This is a genomic window from Geodermatophilus sp. TF02-6 (assembly GCF_003319115.1).
GTDB lineage: Bacteria > Actinomycetota > Actinomycetes > Mycobacteriales > Geodermatophilaceae > Geodermatophilus.
Map to the genome: position 1 here is coordinate 1 of NZ_QOHF01000002.1, position 17,416 is coordinate 17,416.

The 17,416-nt window shown below is 74.8% G+C and carries 15 protein-coding genes and 1 rRNA gene; 3 read left to right on the top strand and 13 right to left on the bottom strand.

Annotated elements, in window-relative coordinates; all coding sequences use genetic code 11:
• The 11 genes from DQ238_RS02050 to argC all read right to left on the bottom strand — a co-directional run.
• Window positions 1–122 (bottom strand): 16S ribosomal RNA (locus tag DQ238_RS02050); the annotation flags it as partial.
• Between the two features lie 372 nt (window positions 123–494).
• Window positions 495–1,775 carry a tyrosine--tRNA ligase gene (gene tyrS / locus DQ238_RS02055; RefSeq protein ID WP_113779662.1) on the bottom strand — a complete coding sequence of 427 codons (1,281 nt, stop codon included), beginning with the start codon at window positions 1,773–1,775 and terminating at the stop codon, window positions 495–497.
• A complete protein-coding gene (locus DQ238_RS02060) occupies window positions 1,772–2,467 on the bottom strand; it encodes a DNA-3-methyladenine glycosylase (protein ID WP_370447500.1) in 696 nt (231 codons plus the stop codon). The genes tyrS and DQ238_RS02060 overlap by 4 nt, the downstream gene beginning before the upstream one ends.
• Window positions 2,431–3,864, bottom strand: a complete 1,434-nt coding sequence (gene argH, locus DQ238_RS02065) for an argininosuccinate lyase (protein WP_199506082.1) — start codon at window positions 3,862–3,864, stop codon at window positions 2,431–2,433. Before argH ends, DQ238_RS02060 begins: the two co-directional genes overlap by 37 nt.
• Window positions 3,861–5,063, bottom strand: coding sequence for an argininosuccinate synthase (locus DQ238_RS02070; protein WP_113779664.1), 1,203 nt, complete (start codon window positions 5,061–5,063; stop codon window positions 3,861–3,863). Before DQ238_RS02070 ends, argH begins: the two co-directional genes overlap by 4 nt.
• Window positions 5,060–5,590: an arginine repressor gene (locus DQ238_RS02075; RefSeq protein ID WP_113779665.1), complete on the bottom strand. Its 531-nt coding sequence runs from the start codon at window positions 5,588–5,590 to the stop codon at window positions 5,060–5,062. The genes DQ238_RS02070 and DQ238_RS02075 overlap by 4 nt, the downstream gene beginning before the upstream one ends.
• Complete coding sequence (gene argF, locus DQ238_RS02080; RefSeq protein ID WP_113779666.1) at window positions 5,587–6,534, bottom strand: ornithine carbamoyltransferase; 948 nt, start codon at window positions 6,532–6,534, stop codon at window positions 5,587–5,589. Before argF ends, DQ238_RS02075 begins: the two co-directional genes overlap by 4 nt.
• Window positions 6,531–7,727 carry an acetylornithine transaminase gene (locus tag DQ238_RS02085; protein ID WP_233495639.1) on the bottom strand — a complete coding sequence of 399 codons (1,197 nt, stop codon included), beginning with the start codon at window positions 7,725–7,727 and terminating at the stop codon, window positions 6,531–6,533. The genes argF and DQ238_RS02085 overlap by 4 nt, the downstream gene beginning before the upstream one ends.
• Entirely contained in the window at window positions 7,724–8,782 is a 1,059-nt protein-coding gene (gene argB, locus DQ238_RS02090; protein WP_199506083.1) for an acetylglutamate kinase, read from the bottom strand. Before argB ends, DQ238_RS02085 begins: the two co-directional genes overlap by 4 nt.
• Window positions 8,783–8,798: 16 nt before the next feature.
• Window positions 8,799–9,962: a bifunctional glutamate N-acetyltransferase/amino-acid acetyltransferase ArgJ gene (gene argJ / locus DQ238_RS02095; RefSeq protein ID WP_113779667.1), complete on the bottom strand. Its 1,164-nt coding sequence runs from the start codon at window positions 9,960–9,962 to the stop codon at window positions 8,799–8,801.
• 55 nt (window positions 9,963–10,017) lie between these two features.
• Complete coding sequence (argC, locus tag DQ238_RS02100; RefSeq protein ID WP_113779668.1) at window positions 10,018–11,058, bottom strand: N-acetyl-gamma-glutamyl-phosphate reductase; 1,041 nt, start codon at window positions 11,056–11,058, stop codon at window positions 10,018–10,020.
• Between the two features lie 191 nt (window positions 11,059–11,249).
• Here argC and DQ238_RS02105 point away from each other — a divergent pair, with 191 nt between their 5' ends.
• Window positions 11,250–11,828: a carboxymuconolactone decarboxylase family protein gene (locus DQ238_RS02105; protein WP_113779669.1), complete on the top strand. Its 579-nt coding sequence runs from the start codon at window positions 11,250–11,252 to the stop codon at window positions 11,826–11,828.
• A 260-nt stretch (window positions 11,829–12,088) separates the two neighbouring features.
• On the opposite strand, the gene pheT is transcribed toward DQ238_RS02105, so the two are convergent.
• Both pheT and pheS read right to left on the bottom strand, forming a co-directional pair.
• Window positions 12,089–14,623, bottom strand: a complete 2,535-nt coding sequence (pheT, locus tag DQ238_RS02110; protein ID WP_113779670.1) for a phenylalanine--tRNA ligase subunit beta — start codon at window positions 14,621–14,623, stop codon at window positions 12,089–12,091.
• A 28-nt stretch (window positions 14,624–14,651) separates the two neighbouring features.
• Window positions 14,652–15,734, bottom strand: a complete 1,083-nt coding sequence (gene pheS / locus DQ238_RS02115) for a phenylalanine--tRNA ligase subunit alpha (RefSeq protein WP_113779671.1) — start codon at window positions 15,732–15,734, stop codon at window positions 14,652–14,654.
• A 192-nt stretch (window positions 15,735–15,926) separates the two neighbouring features.
• On the opposite strand from pheS, the gene DQ238_RS22980 reads away from it, so the two are divergent.
• Together DQ238_RS22980 and DQ238_RS22985 are read left to right on the top strand one after the other, a co-directional pair.
• A complete protein-coding gene (locus DQ238_RS22980; RefSeq protein WP_199506084.1) occupies window positions 15,927–16,760 on the top strand; it encodes an EAL domain-containing protein in 834 nt (277 codons plus the stop codon).
• A gap of 29 nt (window positions 16,761–16,789) precedes the next feature.
• The gene (locus DQ238_RS22985; RefSeq protein ID WP_199506085.1) at window positions 16,790–17,368 is read left to right on the top strand and encodes a PAS domain-containing protein; all 579 of its coding nucleotides are present in this window, start codon (window positions 16,790–16,792) and stop codon (window positions 17,366–17,368) included.
• Window positions 17,369–17,416: the final 48 nt, after the last annotated feature.

Sequence of the window (17,416 nt, forward strand, 5' to 3'; positions counted from 1 at the left end):
CCACGTGTTACTCACCCGTTCGCCACTCAAGCCCACCACCGAAGCGGTGAACCCCGTTCGACTTGCATGTGTTAAGCACGCCGCCAGCGTTCGTCCTGAGCCAGGATCAAACTCTCCAAAGATGCTGTAAAAGCTCGACACCCGACCTGACCGACCCCGAAACAACACACCCCCGAGATCAGCCAACCCACACAACCCCACAACGGGGTCACAAACCATGGCACTGACTTTCGGCACGCTGTTGAGTTCTCAAGGAACGGACACACAACAACTCCACCCTCGCGGGCTTCGTCGTTGGTGGGATGTCCTACCCTACCCCGCGGCCGGTGGGCTCCCTCAGGGAGCTCCCCGGTTGACCTCTCGGCCCGCGCGGCGCACAGAGAAAGCTACGTGCCCCCGGAGGCCGTGTCAAACGAGCCGAGTGGTGACGCCCGACACCGCTGTGCAACGCGAGGGACACCCGGTCGCGACGTCCTCGTCCGGGCGCCATCTGCTCACCTCGGCCGGCGTCGCACCCCCGCCACGACCCGCTTGCCGCGCCGCAGCACCAGCCACCCGCCGGGCAGCCAGTCGGCCTCGGCGGGCACGGCGTCGGCGTCCGTGACCCGCTCGTTGTTGAGGTACGCCCCGCCCTCCTTCACCGTGCGGCGCGCCTCGGACAGGCTGCTGACCAGACCGGACCGTTGGAACAGCGCGGCGAGGGTCGGGGTCTCCCCTTCGACCGTCACCGAACCGGCCTCCTGCAGGGCGGCCGCCAGACTCGGGGCGTCCAGCGAGCGCAGGTCCTCGCGCCCGAACAGCGCCCGCCCGGCGGCCTCCGCCCGGCGCAGCTCGTCGGGGCCGTGCACGAGTCGGGTCAGCTCCTCGGCCAGCGCCCGCTGCGGCGCCCTGGCGGCTGGCCGTTCGACCGACTCCGCGATCAGCGCGGTGATCTCCTCGCCCGTCCGCTCGGAGAACAGCGGCAGCCAGGTCCGGGCGTCGACGTCATCGAGGTTGAGCCAGTACTGGAAGAACGCGTAGGGGCTGGTGAGCTCGGGGTCGAGCCACACGGTCGCGCCCTCTGTCTTGCCGATCTTCCTCCCGTCGGCGGTGGTGACCAGCGGGGTCGCCAGCGCGTGCACGGTGGCGCCCTCGGTCCGCCGGACCAGGTCGACGCCGGCGGTGATGTTGCCCCACTGGTCGGACCCGCCGCTCTGCAGCGTGCAGCCGTGCCGGCCGTGCAGCTCGAGGAAGTCGTTGGCCTGCAGGATCTGGTAGCTGAACTCGGTGTAGCTGATGCCCGCATCGGAGTTGAGCCGGGCCGACACCGCCTCCTTGGCCAGCATCCGGTTGACCCGGAAGTGCTTGCCGAGGTCGCGCAGGAAGTCGATGGCCGACAGCGGCGCCGTCCAGTCGAGGTTGTCCACGTAGATCGGGGTCCGCAGCCCGTCCCGCTCGGCCGGCAGGTCGAGGAACGGCGCCACCCGGCGGCGGATCCGGTCGACCCAGTCGGCCACGGTGTCCTTGTCGTTGAGCTGCCGCTCCGACGCGGGCCGTGGATCGCCGACGAGGCCGGTCGCCCCGCCGACGAGCACGATCGGCTGGTGGCCGGCCCGCTGCAGGGCCCGCAGCACCATGAACTGCAGCAGGTGCCCGACGTGCAGGCTCGGCGCGGTCGGGTCGAACCCGCAGTAGTAGGTGACTGGCCCCTCGCCGAGGTGCTTGCGCAGGGCGTCCTCGTCGGTGCTCTGGGCGATCAGCCCGCGGCGGTGCAGCTCGTCGATCACGTCGGTCACGGAACCCCATCCTGCCCGGCGCCGCGGCGCCGTCGCGTGCTCCCCGGACGGAACACGCTCACCGAGGCCGCACCGGTCTCCCAGAACCGCCACGGAAGCTCCGTCGCCCGGGTGATCCCGACCCGGGGACCGGCGGACACCGCCGACGGCGCCGGTCCCCGGTGCAGCCGGACCGAGCTCGTCGGCGACAGCAGGTCGGCGCCCCTGTCGCCGGGGCCCACGGCCAGCGCCTGGGTGAGCCGGGCCGGTCCGCGGGCGAGGTCCCGGGCCGAGCGGGCGGCGGGACGGCGAGCGCGGGCCAGCTCCTCCCCCACGACGACGTCCCCCGCTCGCAGCAGCACCGCCGAGCCGTGCCCCTCCGGCCCGACGACGACGTTGGCGCACCAGTGCACGCCGTAGCTGAAGTAGACGTAGAGCCGGCCGGGCGGGCCGAACATGATCGCCGCGCGCGGGGTGGGCCCGCGGTGGGAGTGGGCGGCCGGGTCCGTGCCGTCGCCGGAATACGCCTCGACCTCGGTGAGCCGCACCGCCACCTCGCCCTCGGGCCGGTCGGTCACCACCCAGCAGCCGAGCAGTGCCGGCGCGACGGCGTCGGCCGGCCCGAGCAGCTCCTCCGGGGTCAGGAGCGGCCCGGGCGGCCCGGGCGCCGGGGTGCTCAGAGCGCGGCCGCCACGGGTGAGGACGTCGCCCAGTCCGCGTGCTCGGTGGCCAGCGCCTCCAGGGCGGCGAACTGCTCGGCCACGCGCGCGGGCGCCGTCCCCCCGCGGGTCGAGCGGGCCGCCAGCGCGCCCGGCACGGAGAGCACCGACCGGACCTCCAGGGTGAGCCGCTCGTCGATGCCGGCGAGCTGGTCGTCGTCGAGCCCGTCGAGCTCGAGCCCGGCCTCCTCGCAGAAGGCCACCATGGCGCCTGCGATCTCGTGGGCCGACCGGAACGGCACACCCTGGCGGACCAGCCACTCGGCGACGTCGGTGGCCAGGGCGAAGCCCTGCGGCGCGGCCGCCTCCAGCACCTCCGGGCGCAGGGTGAGCGTGCCGACCATCCCGGTGACCGCGGGCAGCAGGAGCAGCAGCTGCTCCGCGGAGTCGAAGACCGGCTCCTTGTCCTCCTGCAGGTCGCGGTCGTAGGCCAGCGGCAGGCCCTTGAGCGTGGTCAGCAGCCCGGTCAGGTTGCCGACGAACCGACCGGACTTGCCGCGGGCCAGCTCGGCGACGTCGGGGTTCTTCTTCTGCGGCATGATCGACGACCCGGTGGCCCAGGCGTCGTCGAGCCGGGCCCAGCCGAACTCGGTCGACGTCCAGAGCACGACCTCCTCGCCCAGCCGGGACAGGTGGACGCCGATCAGCGCCGCGGCGAAGCAGAACTCTGCGGCGAAGTCGCGGTCGCTGACCCCGTCGATGGAGTTGTCCGAGGCCCGGTCGAAGCCGAGCTCGGCGGCGACGGCGTCCGGGTCCAGCGGCAGCGAGGAGCCGGCCAGGGCGCCGGAGCCGTAGGGGCTGACCGCCGTCCGCCGGTCCCAGTCGCGCAGCCGGTCGACGTCGCGCGCGAACGCGTGGGCGTGGGCCAGCAGCTGGTGGGCGACGAGCACCGGCTGGGCGTGCTGCAGGTGGGTCATGCCCGGGGCGGCGACGTCGGCGTACCGCTCGGCCAGACCGAGCACCGCGAACTCCAGGGAGGAGAGCTCGCCGACCAGAGCCCGGACGTTGTGGCGCAGGTAGAGCCGCAGGTCCGTGGCGATCTGGTCGTTGCGGCTGCGGCCGGCGCGCAGCTTGCCGCCGAGGGTGCCGAGCTTCTCGGTCAGGCCGCGCTCGAGCGCCTCGTGCACGTCCTCGTCGCTCTCGAGCGGGGTGAAGGCGCCGGCGGCGACCTCGGCCGAGAGCTCCCGCAGGGCGCCGAGCATCCGCGCGAGCTCGTCGTCGGTGAGCAGCCCGGCCCGGTTCAGCACCCGGGCGTGCGCCCGGGAGCCCGCCAGGTCGAAGGGCGCCAGCCGCCAGTCGAAGGCGGTGGACCGGGACAGCGCGGTCAGGGCGTCCGACGGGCCGCCGCCGAAGCGGCCGCCCCACAGCCGGGTCCGGCTGGCTGCGGTCACTGACCGAGCCGCTGGTCGCGGGCCGCTGCCAACTTCGACGGCATCCCCCACAGCTGGACGAAGCCCTTGGCCAGCCCCTGGTCGAACGTGTCGCCGGTGTCGTAGGTGGCGAGGTTGAAGTCGTAGAGCGAGGCGTCGCTGCGCCGTCCGGTGACCACCGCCCGGCCGCCGGAGAGGGTCATCCGGATCTCGCCGGTGACCTGCTGCTGCGACTCGGCGACGAACGCGTCGAGGGCCTTCTTCAGCGGGGAGAACCACAGGCCGTCGTAGACCAGCTCGGCCCAGCGCTGCCCGACCGTGCGCTTGAACCGGGCCAGGTCGCGCTCGACGGTGACCGCCTCGAGCTCGGAGTGGGCGGTGATCAGCGCGATCGCGCCGGGGGCCTCGTAGACCTCGCGGCTCTTGATGCCGACCAGCCGGTCCTCGACCATGTCCAGCCGCCCGACCCCCTGGGCGCCGGCGCGGGTGTTGAGCTCCTCGATGGCCTGCAGCACGGTGACCGGCCGGCCGTCGATCGTCGTCGGCACGCCGGCGGTGAAGCCGATGACGACCTCGTCGGGCTCCCGCGCGACCGACGGGTCCTGGGTGTACTCGTAGACGTCCTCGATCGGCCCGTTCCAGATGTCCTCGAGGAAGCCGGTCTCGACCGCGCGGCCCCACACGTTCTGGTCGATCGAGTACGGCGACTTCTTGGTGGTCGCGATCGGCAGGCCCTTCTCCTCGGCGAAGGCGATCGCCTTGTCGCGGGTCATGCCCGAGTCGCGGACCGGGGCGAGCACCGACAGGTCCGGGGCGAGGGCGCCGATTCCGACCTCGAAGCGCACCTGGTCGTTGCCCTTGCCGGTGCAGCCGTGGGCGACCGTCGAGGCGCCGTGCTGCTTCGCGGCGGCGACGAGGTGCTTGACGATCAGCGGCCGGGACAGCGCGGAGACCAGCGGGTAGCGGTCCATGTAGAGGGCGTTGGCCTGCAGCGCGGGGAGGCAGAAGTCGTCGGCGAACTCGTCGCGCACGTCGGCGACGATCGACTCGACGGCGCCGCAGTCGAGGGCGCGCCGGCGGATGACCTCCATGTCCTCGCCGCCCTGGCCGACGTCGCCGGCGACGGCGATCACCTCGGCGCCGGTCTCCTCGGCGATCCAGCCGATGGCCACGGAGGTGTCGAGGCCTCCGGAGTAGGCCAGGACGACACGTTCGGTCACGGTTCGCTCTCTTCCACGTCGGTGTTGTCGCTGAGGGAGGGTGCGCGCTCGGCGAGCGCACGCAGGCGGTCGGCCAGTGCCGGGCCGCCGTCGGGCGCGCGGGAGACGACGAGCAGAGTGTCGTCCCCCGCGATCGTGCCCAGGACGTCGGGGAGGCCGACCTTGTCCAGGGCGGAGGCGAGGAACTGCGCGGCACCAGGGGGCGTGCGCAGGACGGCGAGGTTGGCGCTGCCCGAGGCAGAGGTCAGCAGGTCGGCCAGCAGCCGGGTCAGCCGGGCGGGCGCGGCCTGGGCCGGGCGCAGCGGGGCGTTCTCCGGGGGGAGCACGTAGGACGCCGGGGCGCCGTCGGAGCCGCGCAGCTTGACCGCGCCCAGCTCCTCCAGGTCGCGCGAGAGCGTGGCCTGGGTGACCTCGATGCCGGACTCGGCCAGCAGCGCGGCCAGGTGGGTCTGCGAGGTCACCGGTCGGGCGGCGATGAGCTCGGCGATGCGGGCCTGCCGCGCCGAGCGGGTCAGCGCGGACGTCACCCGGATCGCTCCAGGAGCCAGGAGAGCAGAGCCTTCTGGGCGTGCAGCCGGTTCTCGGCCTCGTCCCAGACCGCGCTGGCGGGTGAGTCGATCACCGACGCGGCGATCTCCTTGCCGCGGTAGGCGGGCAGGCAGTGCAGGACGACGGCATCGGCGGCGGCGCGGCCCAGCGCGGCGTCGTCCACCGCATAGGGCAGGAACGGCGCGATCCGGGCGTCGACCTCGTCCTCCTGCCCCATGGACGCCCAGGTGTCGGTGGCCAGGACGTCGGCGCCGTCGACGGCGGCCGCCGCGTCGTCTATCCAGCGCACCGAACCCCCGGTTCCCGCGGCGATCTCCTCGGCCCGCTCGAGCACCTCCTTGGACGGCTGGAAGGACTCCGGCGAGCCGATCCGCACGTGCATGCCGGCGGTGGCGCCGCCGAGCAGGTAGGAGTGCGCCATGTTGTTGGCGCCGTCGCCGAGGTAGGTCAGGGTCAGCCCGGCCAGCCGGCCGCGCCGCTCGAGCACCGTCTGCAGGTCGGCCAGGACCTGGCACGGGTGGAACCCGTCGGTGAGCGCGTTGACCACCGGCACCCGGCTGACCGCGGCCATCGCCTCGAGGCGGTCCTGGCCGAAGGTGCGCCAGACGATCGCGGCGGCCTGCCGGTCGAGCACGCGGGTGGTGTCCTCGACCGGCTCGCCGCGGCCGAGCTGGCTGGTGGTGGCGTCGATCACCAGCGGGTGACCGCCGAGCTCGGCCACACCCACGGAGAAGCTGACCCGGGTGCGGGTGGAGGGCTTGTCGAACAGCACCGCCACCGTCCGCGGCACCCCGTTCGGGGCGCGCAGCGGGGTGGGCGCGGCGTCGGTGTGCCGGGTGCGTTTGAGCTCGGCGGCCAGCGCCAGCACCTCGGCCTGCTCGGCGGGGCCGAGGTCGTCGTCCCGCAGGAGGTGCCGGGTCACTGGTCCTCCAGGACGGTGTCGAGGGCCGCCGGGAGGGCGGCGACGAAGGCGTCGACCTGCGCGTCGGTGACCACCAGCGACGGGGCCAGCCGCAGCACGTCGGGGGCGACGGCGTTGGTGAGGAAGCCGGCCTCCCGCAGCGCCGCCTCCAGCGCGGCGGCGACCGGCGCGGCGAGGACGACGCCGAGCAGCGCCCCCCGCCCGCGGACCCCGCTGACCCCGGGGTGGCCCAGGCCCTCGATGCCGGCGGTGAACCGGTGTTCGAGCTCCTTGGCCCGCTCCAGCAGCCCCTCGTCGCGGATCGTGTCGAGGACGGCGAGCGCGGCCGCGGCGGCGATCGGGTTGCCGCCGAAGGTGGAGCCGTGCATGCCGGCCTGCATCAGCTCGGCCGCCTCGCCGAAAGCCAGCGTCGCGCCGAGCGGCAGGCCGCCACCGAGTGCCTTGGCCACGGTGACCAGGTCGGGCTGGAGGCCGTCGGCCTGGTGCGCGAACCAGTGCCCGGTGCGGCCGGTGCCGGTCTGCACCTCGTCGACGGCGAACAGCGCGCCGGCCTCCCCGGCTGCTGCCGCGGCCGCAGCCAGGTAGCTGGGCGGGGCGGGCAGCACGCCGCCCTCGCCGAGCACCGGCTCGAGCAGCACCATCGCCGTCTGCTCGGAGACGGTCCCGGCCAGAGCCGCGGGGTCGCCGTAGGGGACGTTCCGGACGCCGCCGGGGAGGGGTTCGAAAGATGCGGCCTTCGCCCGCTGGCCGGTGAGGGCGAGCGCGCCCATGGTCCGGCCGTGGAAGGAGCCCTCGGCGGTGACCACCTCGGGCCGGCCGGTCAGCCGGCTGATCTTGAAGGCGGCCTCGTTGGCCTCCGCGCCGGAGTTGCAGAAGAAGACCCGCCCGGGCCGGCCGGCCAGCTCCAACAGCCGCTCGGCGAGCAGCACGCCGGGCTCGTGCATCGCCAGGTTGGAGACGTGCCCGAGGGTCTGCGCCTGCCGGGTGACCGCCTCGACCACCCGGGGGTGGGCGTGGCCGAGGATGGTCGTGGCGATGCCGCCGAGCAGGTCGGTGTACTCGCGGCCGTCGACGTCCCACACGGTCGCCCCCTCGCCGCGGGCCAGCGCCACCGGCGGGGCCTTGTAGTTGTTCATCATCACCGCCGACCAGCGGGCGGCCAGCTCCTCCGTGCGCGTCGGACCAGCGCTCACGCCGTCGCCTCCTCGGTCGGTGGGGCCGGGACGACCATCGTCCCGGTGCCCTCGGTGGTGAACATCTCCAGCAGCAGGGCGTGCGGGGTGCGGCCGTCGACGACGGTCGCCCGCGTGACCCCGCCGTTGACCGCCCGCAGGCAGGCGGCCATCTTCGGCACCATCCCCGCGTCCAGGTCGGGCAGGATCTCGGCCAGCTCGGCGGCGTCGATCTGCTGCACCAGCGAGTCGCGGTCGGGCCAGTCGGCGTAGAGGCCCTCCACGTCGGTGAGGACGACGAGCTTGACCGCGCCGAGCGCCACGGCGACCGCGGCGGCCGCGGTGTCGGCGTTGACGTTGTGCACCACGCCGTCCCGGTCGGGGGCGACGGTGGCGATGACCGGGATGTGGCCGGCCTCGAGCAGCGCGGTCACCGGCGTGGGGTCGACGGCGACCACGTCGCCGACCAGGCCGACGTCGACCGCTTCGCCGTCCACCACGGCCGTGGTGCGCTCGGCGGTGAACAGCCCGCCGTCCTCACCGGACAGTCCCACCGCCAGCGGGCCGTGCTGGTTGATCAGCCCGACCACCTCGGGGGTCACCTGGCCGGTGAGCACCATGCGGACGACCTCGATGGTCTCCTCGGTGGTCACCCGCAGGCCGCCGCGGAACTCGCTGGCGATGCCCAGCCGGGTCAGCATCCCGGTGATCTGCGGACCGCCGCCGTGGACGACGACCGGCAGGATGCCGCAGGTCCGCAGGAACACCATGTCCTCGGCGAAGGCCCGGCGGCACTCCTCGTCGACCATCGCGTGGCCGCCGTACTTGACCACCACGACGTTGCCGTGGAACTCCTTGAGCCACGGCAGCGCCCCGGTGAGGACGGCGACCTTGCGCGCGTCGCCCTCCGGGTCGTAGGTGCGCATCACCCGGGTGGTGCCGATGCGCCGCCGGGAGGCGGGCACCGCCGGCGACGCCTCGTCGACGCGGACGTCGGGCGGGGTGGGGTCCTGGGCGGCCGCGTCGTGCACCGTGCTCACGTGCGGTTCGGGCTCGCCGGTCCGGTCGGTGCTCATGTGGAGTACGCCGTGCTCATGTGGAGTATGCCGAGTTCTCGTGCACGTAGGCGACGGACAGGTCGTTGGTCCAGATCGTCGCCTGTTCGCCGCCGGCTCCCAGGTCGACGTCGATGGCGACCGCGCGGCCGGTGAGGTCGACCAGCTCGCGGGGGTCGCCGATCGCGCCACCCCGGCAGACGGTGACGCCGTTGATGGCGACGTCCACCCGGTCGGGCTCGAACGCGGCGTCGGTGGTGCCGATCGCGGCGAGCACCCGGCCCCAGTTGGGGTCGTTGCCGAACAGCGCGGTCTTGAGCAGGTTGTTGCGGGCGCAGGCGCGGCCGGCGGTCAGGGCGTCAGCGACGCTGGCAGCGCCCCGGACGGTGATCGCGACGTCCTTGGTGGATCCCTCGGCGTCGGCGAGCAGCTGCGCGGCCAGGTCGGTGCAGGCGGCGGTGAGCGCCTCGGCGACGTCCTCGGCGCTGGGGGTGACCCCGCTGGCGCCGTTGGCCATCGCGATGACCGTGTCGTTGGTCGACAGGCAGCCGTCGGAGTCGACCCGCTCGAAGCTGACGCTGGTCGCATGCTGCAGGGCCGTCTGCAGCACGTCGGCCGGGACCGCGGCGTCGGTGGTGAGGACGACGAGCATCGTGGCCAGGCTGGGGGCGAGCATGCCGGCGCCCTTGGCCATGCCGCCGACGGTCCAGCCGCCGTCCGGACCGCCGCGGGCCTGCACCGTCGTCTTGGGCACGCTGTCGGTGGTCATGATCGCCAGCGCGGCGTCCCGGCCGCCGTCCTCGGACAACCCCTTGGCGGCGGCGGTGACCCCGGCGGTGAGCTCCTCCATCGGCAGCCGGACGCCGATCAGCCCGGTGGAGGCGACCGCGACGTCGACCGCGCCGATGCCGAGCTCGCCGGCGACGTGCTCGGCGGTGGCGTGGGTGTCGCCGAAGCCCTCGGGCCCGGTGCAGGCGTTGGCGCCGCCGGAGTTGAGGACGACCGCCCTCACCCGCCCGGTGGTCAGGACCTGCCGGCTCCACTGCACCGGCGCGGCCGGGAAGCGGTTGGTGGTGAAGACCCCCGCCGCGGCGTCGTCCGGGCCGTCGTTGACCACCAGGGCGACGTCCTGCGCGCCGGTGCTCTTGAGCCCCGCGGCGACGCCCGCGGCCCGGAACCCCTGCGGTGCGGTCACGCTCATACCGGGGCCTCCGCGGGGACGTGGAGTGCCAGCGGAGCGTCGTCGTGGGGTGGGTTCACGGCGCCACCCCGACGAGAGGCAGGCCGGTGGTCTCGGGCAGGCCGAGGGCGAGGTTGGCACACTGGACCGCCGCGCCCGCGGTGCCCTTGGTCAGGTTGTCGACCGCGGCGACCACGACCAGCCGGCCGGCGTCGGGGTCGACCGCCAGCTGCAGCGCGACGGTGTTGGCGCCGAGCACCTGCGCCGTCGTCGGCCACCGGCCCTCGGGCAGCAGGTGCACGAACGGCTCCTGGTCGTAGGCCTTGTCGTACGCCGTCCGCAGGGCGGCCGCGTCGGCGCCGGCGGTCAGCGGCGCCGAGCAGGTGGCGAGGATGCCCCGGCTCATCGGCACCAGGGTCGGGGTGAAGCTGACGCCCACCGGCGTCCCGGCCGCCTGCGAGAGGGTCTGCACCATCTCCGGGGTGTGCCGGTGCACCCCGCCCACGCCGTAGGCGCTCGCCGAGCCCATGACCTCGCTGCCGAGCAGGTGCGGCTTGGGCGACTTGCCGGCCCCAGAGGTGCCGGAAGCGGCGACCACGACGACGTCGGGCTCGACCAGGCCGGCGGCCAGCGCCGGGGCCATCGCCAGGGCCACCGAGGTCGGGTAGCAGCCGGGGACGGCGATCCGGCGGGCGCCGGCCAGCTGTTCGCGCTGGCCGGGCAGCTCGGGCAGGCCGTAGGGCCAGGAGCCGGCGTGCTCGGAGCCGTACCACCGCGCCCAGGCCGCGGGGTCGTTCAGCCGGTGGTCGGCGCCGCAGTCGATGACGAGGGTGTCCTCGGGCAGCTGCGCGGCCACCGCGGCGGACTCCCCGTGCGGCAGGGCCAGGACCACGACGTCGTAGCCCGTGAGCGAGTCGGCGTCGCTCGGCTGGACCTCGAGGTCGGCACAGGGCAGCAGGTGGGGCTGCAGCTCACCCAGGCGTCGGCCGGCGCTCGAGTTGGCGTGCACCCCGGCCAGCCGCAGGTGCGGGTGCCCGGCCAGCAGCCGGCACACCTCGCCCCCCGCGTAGCCGGTGGCGCCGGTGACCCCGACCGTCCACGTCCGCGCCCCACTCATGGTGCATGACGATACACCATCGTGCATGGCTGCTCATCCAGGGCGTCGTCATCCGGACGTCCAGGTCGCCTGTGCGCACTCGGAGTACCGGTCTCCTCCAGCCGCGGCCGGCGAGGACGTCCGGCTCGCGTGTCACACCCGACTCCTGGCCGGTGTCTCCATGCCGAGAGCGAGTGACCGGAGGAGGAGTCATGGCCAGCAGTACCAGGATCCCGAAGGCGGAGCTGACCGGCGTCTACGGCGCGGTGGTCAAGCGGGTGTCCCGCAGGGTGTTCGGCGGCGTGCCCGAGCCGGTCGAGGTGGCGTGGCACAACCGGAAGGTGCTGGACTTCAGCTTCAGCGTCGGTCGCAGGGCACAGAAGTGGGACCAGTGCGACGAGGACCTGAAGTCGTTCGCCCACATGGCGGTGGCCAGCCTGGTCGGCTGCAGCTTCTGCCTGGACCTCGGCTACTTCCACGCCCACAACGAGGGGCTCGACCTGACCAAGGCCCGCGAGGTGCCGCGCTGGCGCGGATCGGACGTGTTCACGCCGCTGGAGCGCGAGGTCATGGAGTACGCCGAGGCGATGAGCCGGACCCCGCCGACGGTGACCGACGAGATGTCCGCGCGGCTGCTCGAGCAGCTCGGCGCACCCGCGCTGGTGGAGCTGACCGCGTTCATCGGGCTGGCGAACCTCTACACCCGCACCAACACCGCGTTCGGCATCGAGTCGCAGGGCTTCGCGGCGGCGTGTGACCTGGAGCCGCTCGCCGCACCGTCGACGGCATGACCGACCACTGTTGGTCACCCACCGCGGAGGGACGCGAGCCGGACGTCCGCCCCGTCCGGCGACCGTGACCCGGACCGCGCCGGCTGAGCTCAGGCGAGCGGGTCGTCCTCGCCGTGGGGGCGCAGGCGCAGCCGGCGAGCGGCGTCGCCCGGGGTGGTCTCGCGCAGGACGGCGGGGTCGTCGGCGCCGGCGCGCAGGGAACGACCCGACCAGGCAGGAGGAGGCCACGGAACGGGGCCGCAGGGGGCAGGGGTCCTTCCTCAGGCACGGAGCTGCGCGCCCGTCCGCTGGGCCGCGGCGGCGACCGCGGCGTCGCGGACGGCGGTGGCCTCCTCGCTGGTCAGCGTCCGGTCCGGGGCCCGCAGGGTGAGCGCGTAGGCCAGCGAGCGCGACCCGGCCGGCACCGGCGGGCCGGTGTAGAGGTCGAACAGCCGCAGCGACTCCAGCAGCTGTCCTGCGCCGGCGCGCAGCGCGGCGTCCACCTCGGCGGCGGGCACCTCGTCGCGGACCACGAGCGCGACGTCGACCAGCACCGGCGGGAAGGTCGAGATGTGCGGGCCGACCGGCACGGGCGCCGGCGGGAGCGCGTCGACGTCGAGCTCCATCACCGAGGTGCGGGCCGGCAGGGCCAGCGCCGCGCACACCCGCGGGTGCAGCTCGCCGGCGAAGCCCACGGTGCGATGGCCCCCGGCTCCGTCACCGACCAGCAGCTCGGCGCAGCGGCCCGGGTGCCACGGTGCGCACTCCCCCGCCCGCACGGTCAGCTCGACGCCGGCTGCCTCGGCCACCCGGCGGGCGGCCTGCACCGCGTCCGCCCAGACCGCCGGCCGGCCCGGGCCCCACCAGCCGCGCGGCTCGCGGTTGCCGGCCAGCGCCACGGCCACGTGCCAGGGCTGGGCCGGGACCGCGCCCAGCAGCGCGGCGATCGTCTCGTCGTCCGGACGCCGGTCCACGCCGGGCAGCGGAGCCGGCCGACGCACTCCGCCGGGGAAGACCGCGCCGTGCTCGAACAGGGCGAGGTCGCGCTGGCCGCGGGAGAGGTTGCGGGCCAGCGTGGCCAGCAGCCCGGGCAGCAGCGTGGTGCGCAGCGCCGGCTCCTCCTCCGACAGCGGGTTGCGGACGACGACGACCTGCCGCCGCTCGTCGTCCTCGGCCAGGCCCAGCGCGTCCAGCGCCGCCGGCCCGACGAAGGGGTAGGACGGCGCCTCGACGTAGCCGACCTCGGCCAGCGTGCGGCCGATCGCCCGGCGGCGGCGCTGGGCCTCGGTCAGCCCGCGTCCGGGCGGGGCGGTGGGCAGCACCGAGGGGACGTCGTCGTAACCGGCCAGCCGGACGACCTCCTCGACCAGGTCGGCCGGGTCGGTGAGGTCCGGGCGCCAAGACGGCGGGGTCACGGTGAGGAGGCCGCCCCCGCTGTCTTCCGTGGCGCCGTCGTCCGTGGCGCCGTCGTCCGTGGCGCCGTCCACGGCGCAGCCGACCGCGGCCAGCAGCTCGGTGACCCGCGCCGGCGGGTACGGCACCCCGGCCACGCGGCCGGGCAGCGCGGGGTCGAGCGGGATGGTCGGGCGCGGCCCGCGGGTGTCGACGTCCACCGGGGCGCCGACGACGCGCGCACCGCCGTGCTCGGCCAGCAGCTCGGCGGCGCGGACCAGCGCGGCCGTCGTCATCTCCGGGTCGACACCGCGCTCGAAACGCTTGGCCGCCTCGCTGGGCAGCCGGTGCCGGCGCGCGGTGCGGGCCACCCCGGTCGGCTCCCAGTGCGCCGCCTCCAGCAGCACGTCCACCGTGTCGTCGCCGATCTCGGTCGATGCGCCTCCCATCACCGCGGCCAGCCCGATCGGGCCGGAGTCGTCGGTGATCAGCAGGTCGTCGGCGTCCAGGACGCGGTCCACCCCGTCCAGGGTGGTCAGCCGCTCCCCCTCGCGCGCCCGGCGGACGACGATCGGCCCGCTGACCCGGTCGCGGTCGAAGGCGTGCATCGGCTGGCCGAGCTCGAGCATCACGTAGTTGGTGACGTCGACGGCCAGCGAGACGCTCCGGACGCCGGACTCGGCCAGCCGCCGGCGCATCCCCCACGGCGTCGGCGCGGTCGGGTCCAGGTCCTCCAGCGCGATCATCGAGAACCGGTCGCAGCGGTCGGGGTCGGCGACGGCGACCTCCCACGCCGGCTCCCCCGACCAGGACGGCACCGGGAGCGCGCCCGGGTCGCGCCAGGTCACGCCCAGGCCGGTGCCGATCTCACGGGCGATGCCGCGCATGGACAGGCAGTAGCCGCGGTCGGGGGTGATGGCCAGCTCGACGACGACGTCGTCGAGACCCACCACCGGGCCGGCCGGGGTGCCCGGCGCCGGGGCGCTGCCGGCCGCGCCGTCCGCCAGGACCAGGATCCCGGTGTGGTCCTCGCCGATGCCCAGCTCGCGGGCCGAGCAGATCATCCCGTCGGAGATGCGGTCGTAGGTCTTCCTCGAGGCGATCGTGAACCCGCCGGGCAGCACCGCGCCGGGCAGGGCCACCACCACGGCGTCGCCGACGGCGAAGTTGCGGGCGCCGCAGACGATGCCCCGGGGGGCCTGCTCCCCGACGTCGACCCGGCAGAAGCGGATCGGCTTCTTGAAACCGGTCAGCTCCTCGACCTCCAGCACCCGGCCGACGACGAGCGGACCGGTGACCTCCTCGGGCCGGTGGACCTTCTCCACCTCCAGGCCGAGCCGGACGAAGGTGGCGTCGAGCTGCTCCACCGTCGTCCCGGACGGCAGGTCGACGTACTCGGCCAGCCAGCCGACGGGGACCCTCACTACTCTGCCTTCCCATCGTGACGGTCGGTCACTGGTCTACCCCGAACGCTCGCGTGAACCGGACGTCGCCCTCGACGATGTCGCGCATGTCGCCGACCCCGGAGCGGAACTGCAGGGCGCGCTCGATGCCCACGCCGAAGGCGAACCCGCGGTACTCCTCGGGGTCGACGCCGCAGGCGACGAGCACCCGCGGGTTGACCATCCCGCAGCCGCCCCACTCCACCCAGCGCGGCCCGTCGCGGTGCTCGGGGAACCAGACGTCGAACTCCGCCGACGGCTCGGTGAACGGGAAGTACGACGGCCGCCAGCGGGTGACCGCGTCGGCGCCGAACAGCGCCCGCGCCAGGTGGTCCAGCGTGCCGCGCAGGTGCGCCATGGTCAGCCCGCGGTCGACGGCCAGCCCCTCGACCTGGTGGAAGACCGGGGTGTGCGTCGCGTCCAGCTCGTCGGTGCGGTACACCCGGCCGGGGGCGACGACGTAGATCGGCGGGGTGCGCGCCAGCATGGTCCGGGCCTGCACCGGGCTGGTGTGCGTGCGCAGCACCAGGCCGGAGTCCTCGTCCTGACCCGGCCCACCCGCGACGAAGAAGGTGTCCATCATCGTGCGCGCCGGGTGGTCGCGGCCGATGTTGAGCGCGTCGAAGTTGAGCCACTCGGCCTCGAGCTCGGGGCCGTCGGCGACCTCGTAGCCCATGCCCACGAAGACGTCGGCGATCCGGTCGGTGAGCGTGGTCAGCGGGTGCCGGGCGCCGCGGGGGAGGCGGTCCCAGGGCAGGGTGACGTCGACCCGCTCCTCGGCCAGGACACGCGCGTCGCGCTCGGCCTCCAGCTCGGCCAGGCGTTCCTCGTACGCCGACGTGACCGCGGCGCGGGCGGCGTTGACCCGCTTGCCGGCGTCGGCCCGGGCGGCCGGCGGCAGCGCGCCGAGCTCGCGACGGGCCAGCAGCACCGGCGCGCGGTCGCCCAGGTGGGCCGGGCGGACGGCGGCCAGCACCTCGAGGTCGATCGCCTCGGCGAAGGCCTTCCGCGCCTCGGTCACCGCGGTGTCGAGGGCCTCGGCGGAGAGGGCGGCGACCTGTTTGGGGTCGTAGGGGTCGTTGGCGCCGGACACGGGAGGCCATTCTGCCCGCCACCCGCGAAGCCCCGCGCCCGGGTTTCGACGTTCCCCCGGTCGTCCTCATCCCCCCGCCGGCCCGCCCCCTCGCCGCCCGTGGTCGCGGTGCCGGCGGCCCGGGCTCCTCCCGGAGGGGGAGATGCGCCGGTCCGGCTCAGCACCCCCCTGGTCGCGGCCGATGACCTCCCCGTGGCAACCTCCTCGAGCGCGCCGTCCACGACGATCGACGACGTCCTCCGGCACGGCACCGTGCGCAGCGTCTTCCAGCCCATCGTCGAGCTCGACAGCCGCCGGGTGGTCGCCTACGAGGCGCTGGCCCGCGGACCGCAGGGCCCGCTGGAGCGGCCCGACGCGCTCTTCGCCGCCGCCCGCGAGGCCGGCCGCCTCGCCGAGCTGGACGCCGCCTGCCGCTCCGCGGCCCTGCGCGGCGCCCTCGAGCAGGGCCTGGAGGCGCCGCTGACCCTGTTCGTCAACGTCGAGCCCGAGGTGCTCGACCGGGCGCCGATGGAGGACCTGTTGGCCATCGCGCAGGCCGCACCGGGCGGGTGGCGGGTGGTCCTGGAGATCACCGAGCGGGCGCTGGCCACCCGCCCGGCCGAGCTGCTGCGCACCGTCGAGCGGGTGCGTGCCGTCGGCTGGGCCGTGGCGGTGGACGACGTCGGCGCCGAGCCGATGTCGCTGGCGTTCATGCCGCTGCTGCGTCCGGACGTGGTCAAGCTGGACCTGCGGCTGGTGCAGGAGCGGCCCGGCCCGGTGATCGCCGGGATCATGAACGCGGTCAACGCGCACGCCGAGCGCACCGGCGCGGTCGTGCTGGCCGAGGGCATCGAGGACGCCGTCCACCTGCGGATGGCCCGCGCGCTCGCGACACCGTCGTCCGGGCCACCGCCGCGCTGCTGGCGCGGGTCGCCCCGAGGTCCGAGGAACTGCCGCACGCGCCGCAGCAGCCCCCCGCGCCCGTCCCGTCCACCGAGCCGCGCAGCGCCGGCGCGCTCGTCGCCTCGCCCGGCGACACGCTGCTGACCGGTGCGCTGGCCGCGACCCCCAGCGGTGTGACGATCGTCGACGTGCGGCTGCCCGACCAGCCGCTGGTCTACGTCAACCCGGCGTTCGAGAGGCTGGCCGGTCTCCCGCGCGAGCAGCTGCTGGGCCGCAACTGCCGGTTCCTGCAGGGGACCGACACCGACCCCGCGGCGACCGCCGCGATCCGCCGCACCGTCGCGGCCGGGGAGGAGTGCCGGGTCACCGTGCTCAACCACCGCGGCGCCGAGCGGACGCCGTGGTGGAACGAGCTGCACCTGGCGCCGGTCCGCGGGCACGACGGGACGGTCACCCACTACATCGGCGTCCAGGTGGACGTGACCTCGCGCGTGGCGGCTGAGCGCGCGCTGGTGCAGGAGCGCGACCGCACCCGCGCCGCGCTGGCCCGCATCGAGGAGCTGGCCGACACCGACCCGCTCACCGGGCTGCCCAACCGGCGCCGGCTGGCCGAGCAGGTCGAGACCGCGCTGTGGAACGCTCGGGCCCGGGACGAGGGCCTGGGCGGGGACGAGTTCCTGGTGGCGCTGACCGGGCTCCCGGCGGACGGCGCCGCGGCCGACGCCCCTGAGCGCCCGGCACCCAGGCCGTGATCATCGGCGAGTGGCTGGGCGACACGCCGGCAGGCGGCGGCCAGCCGC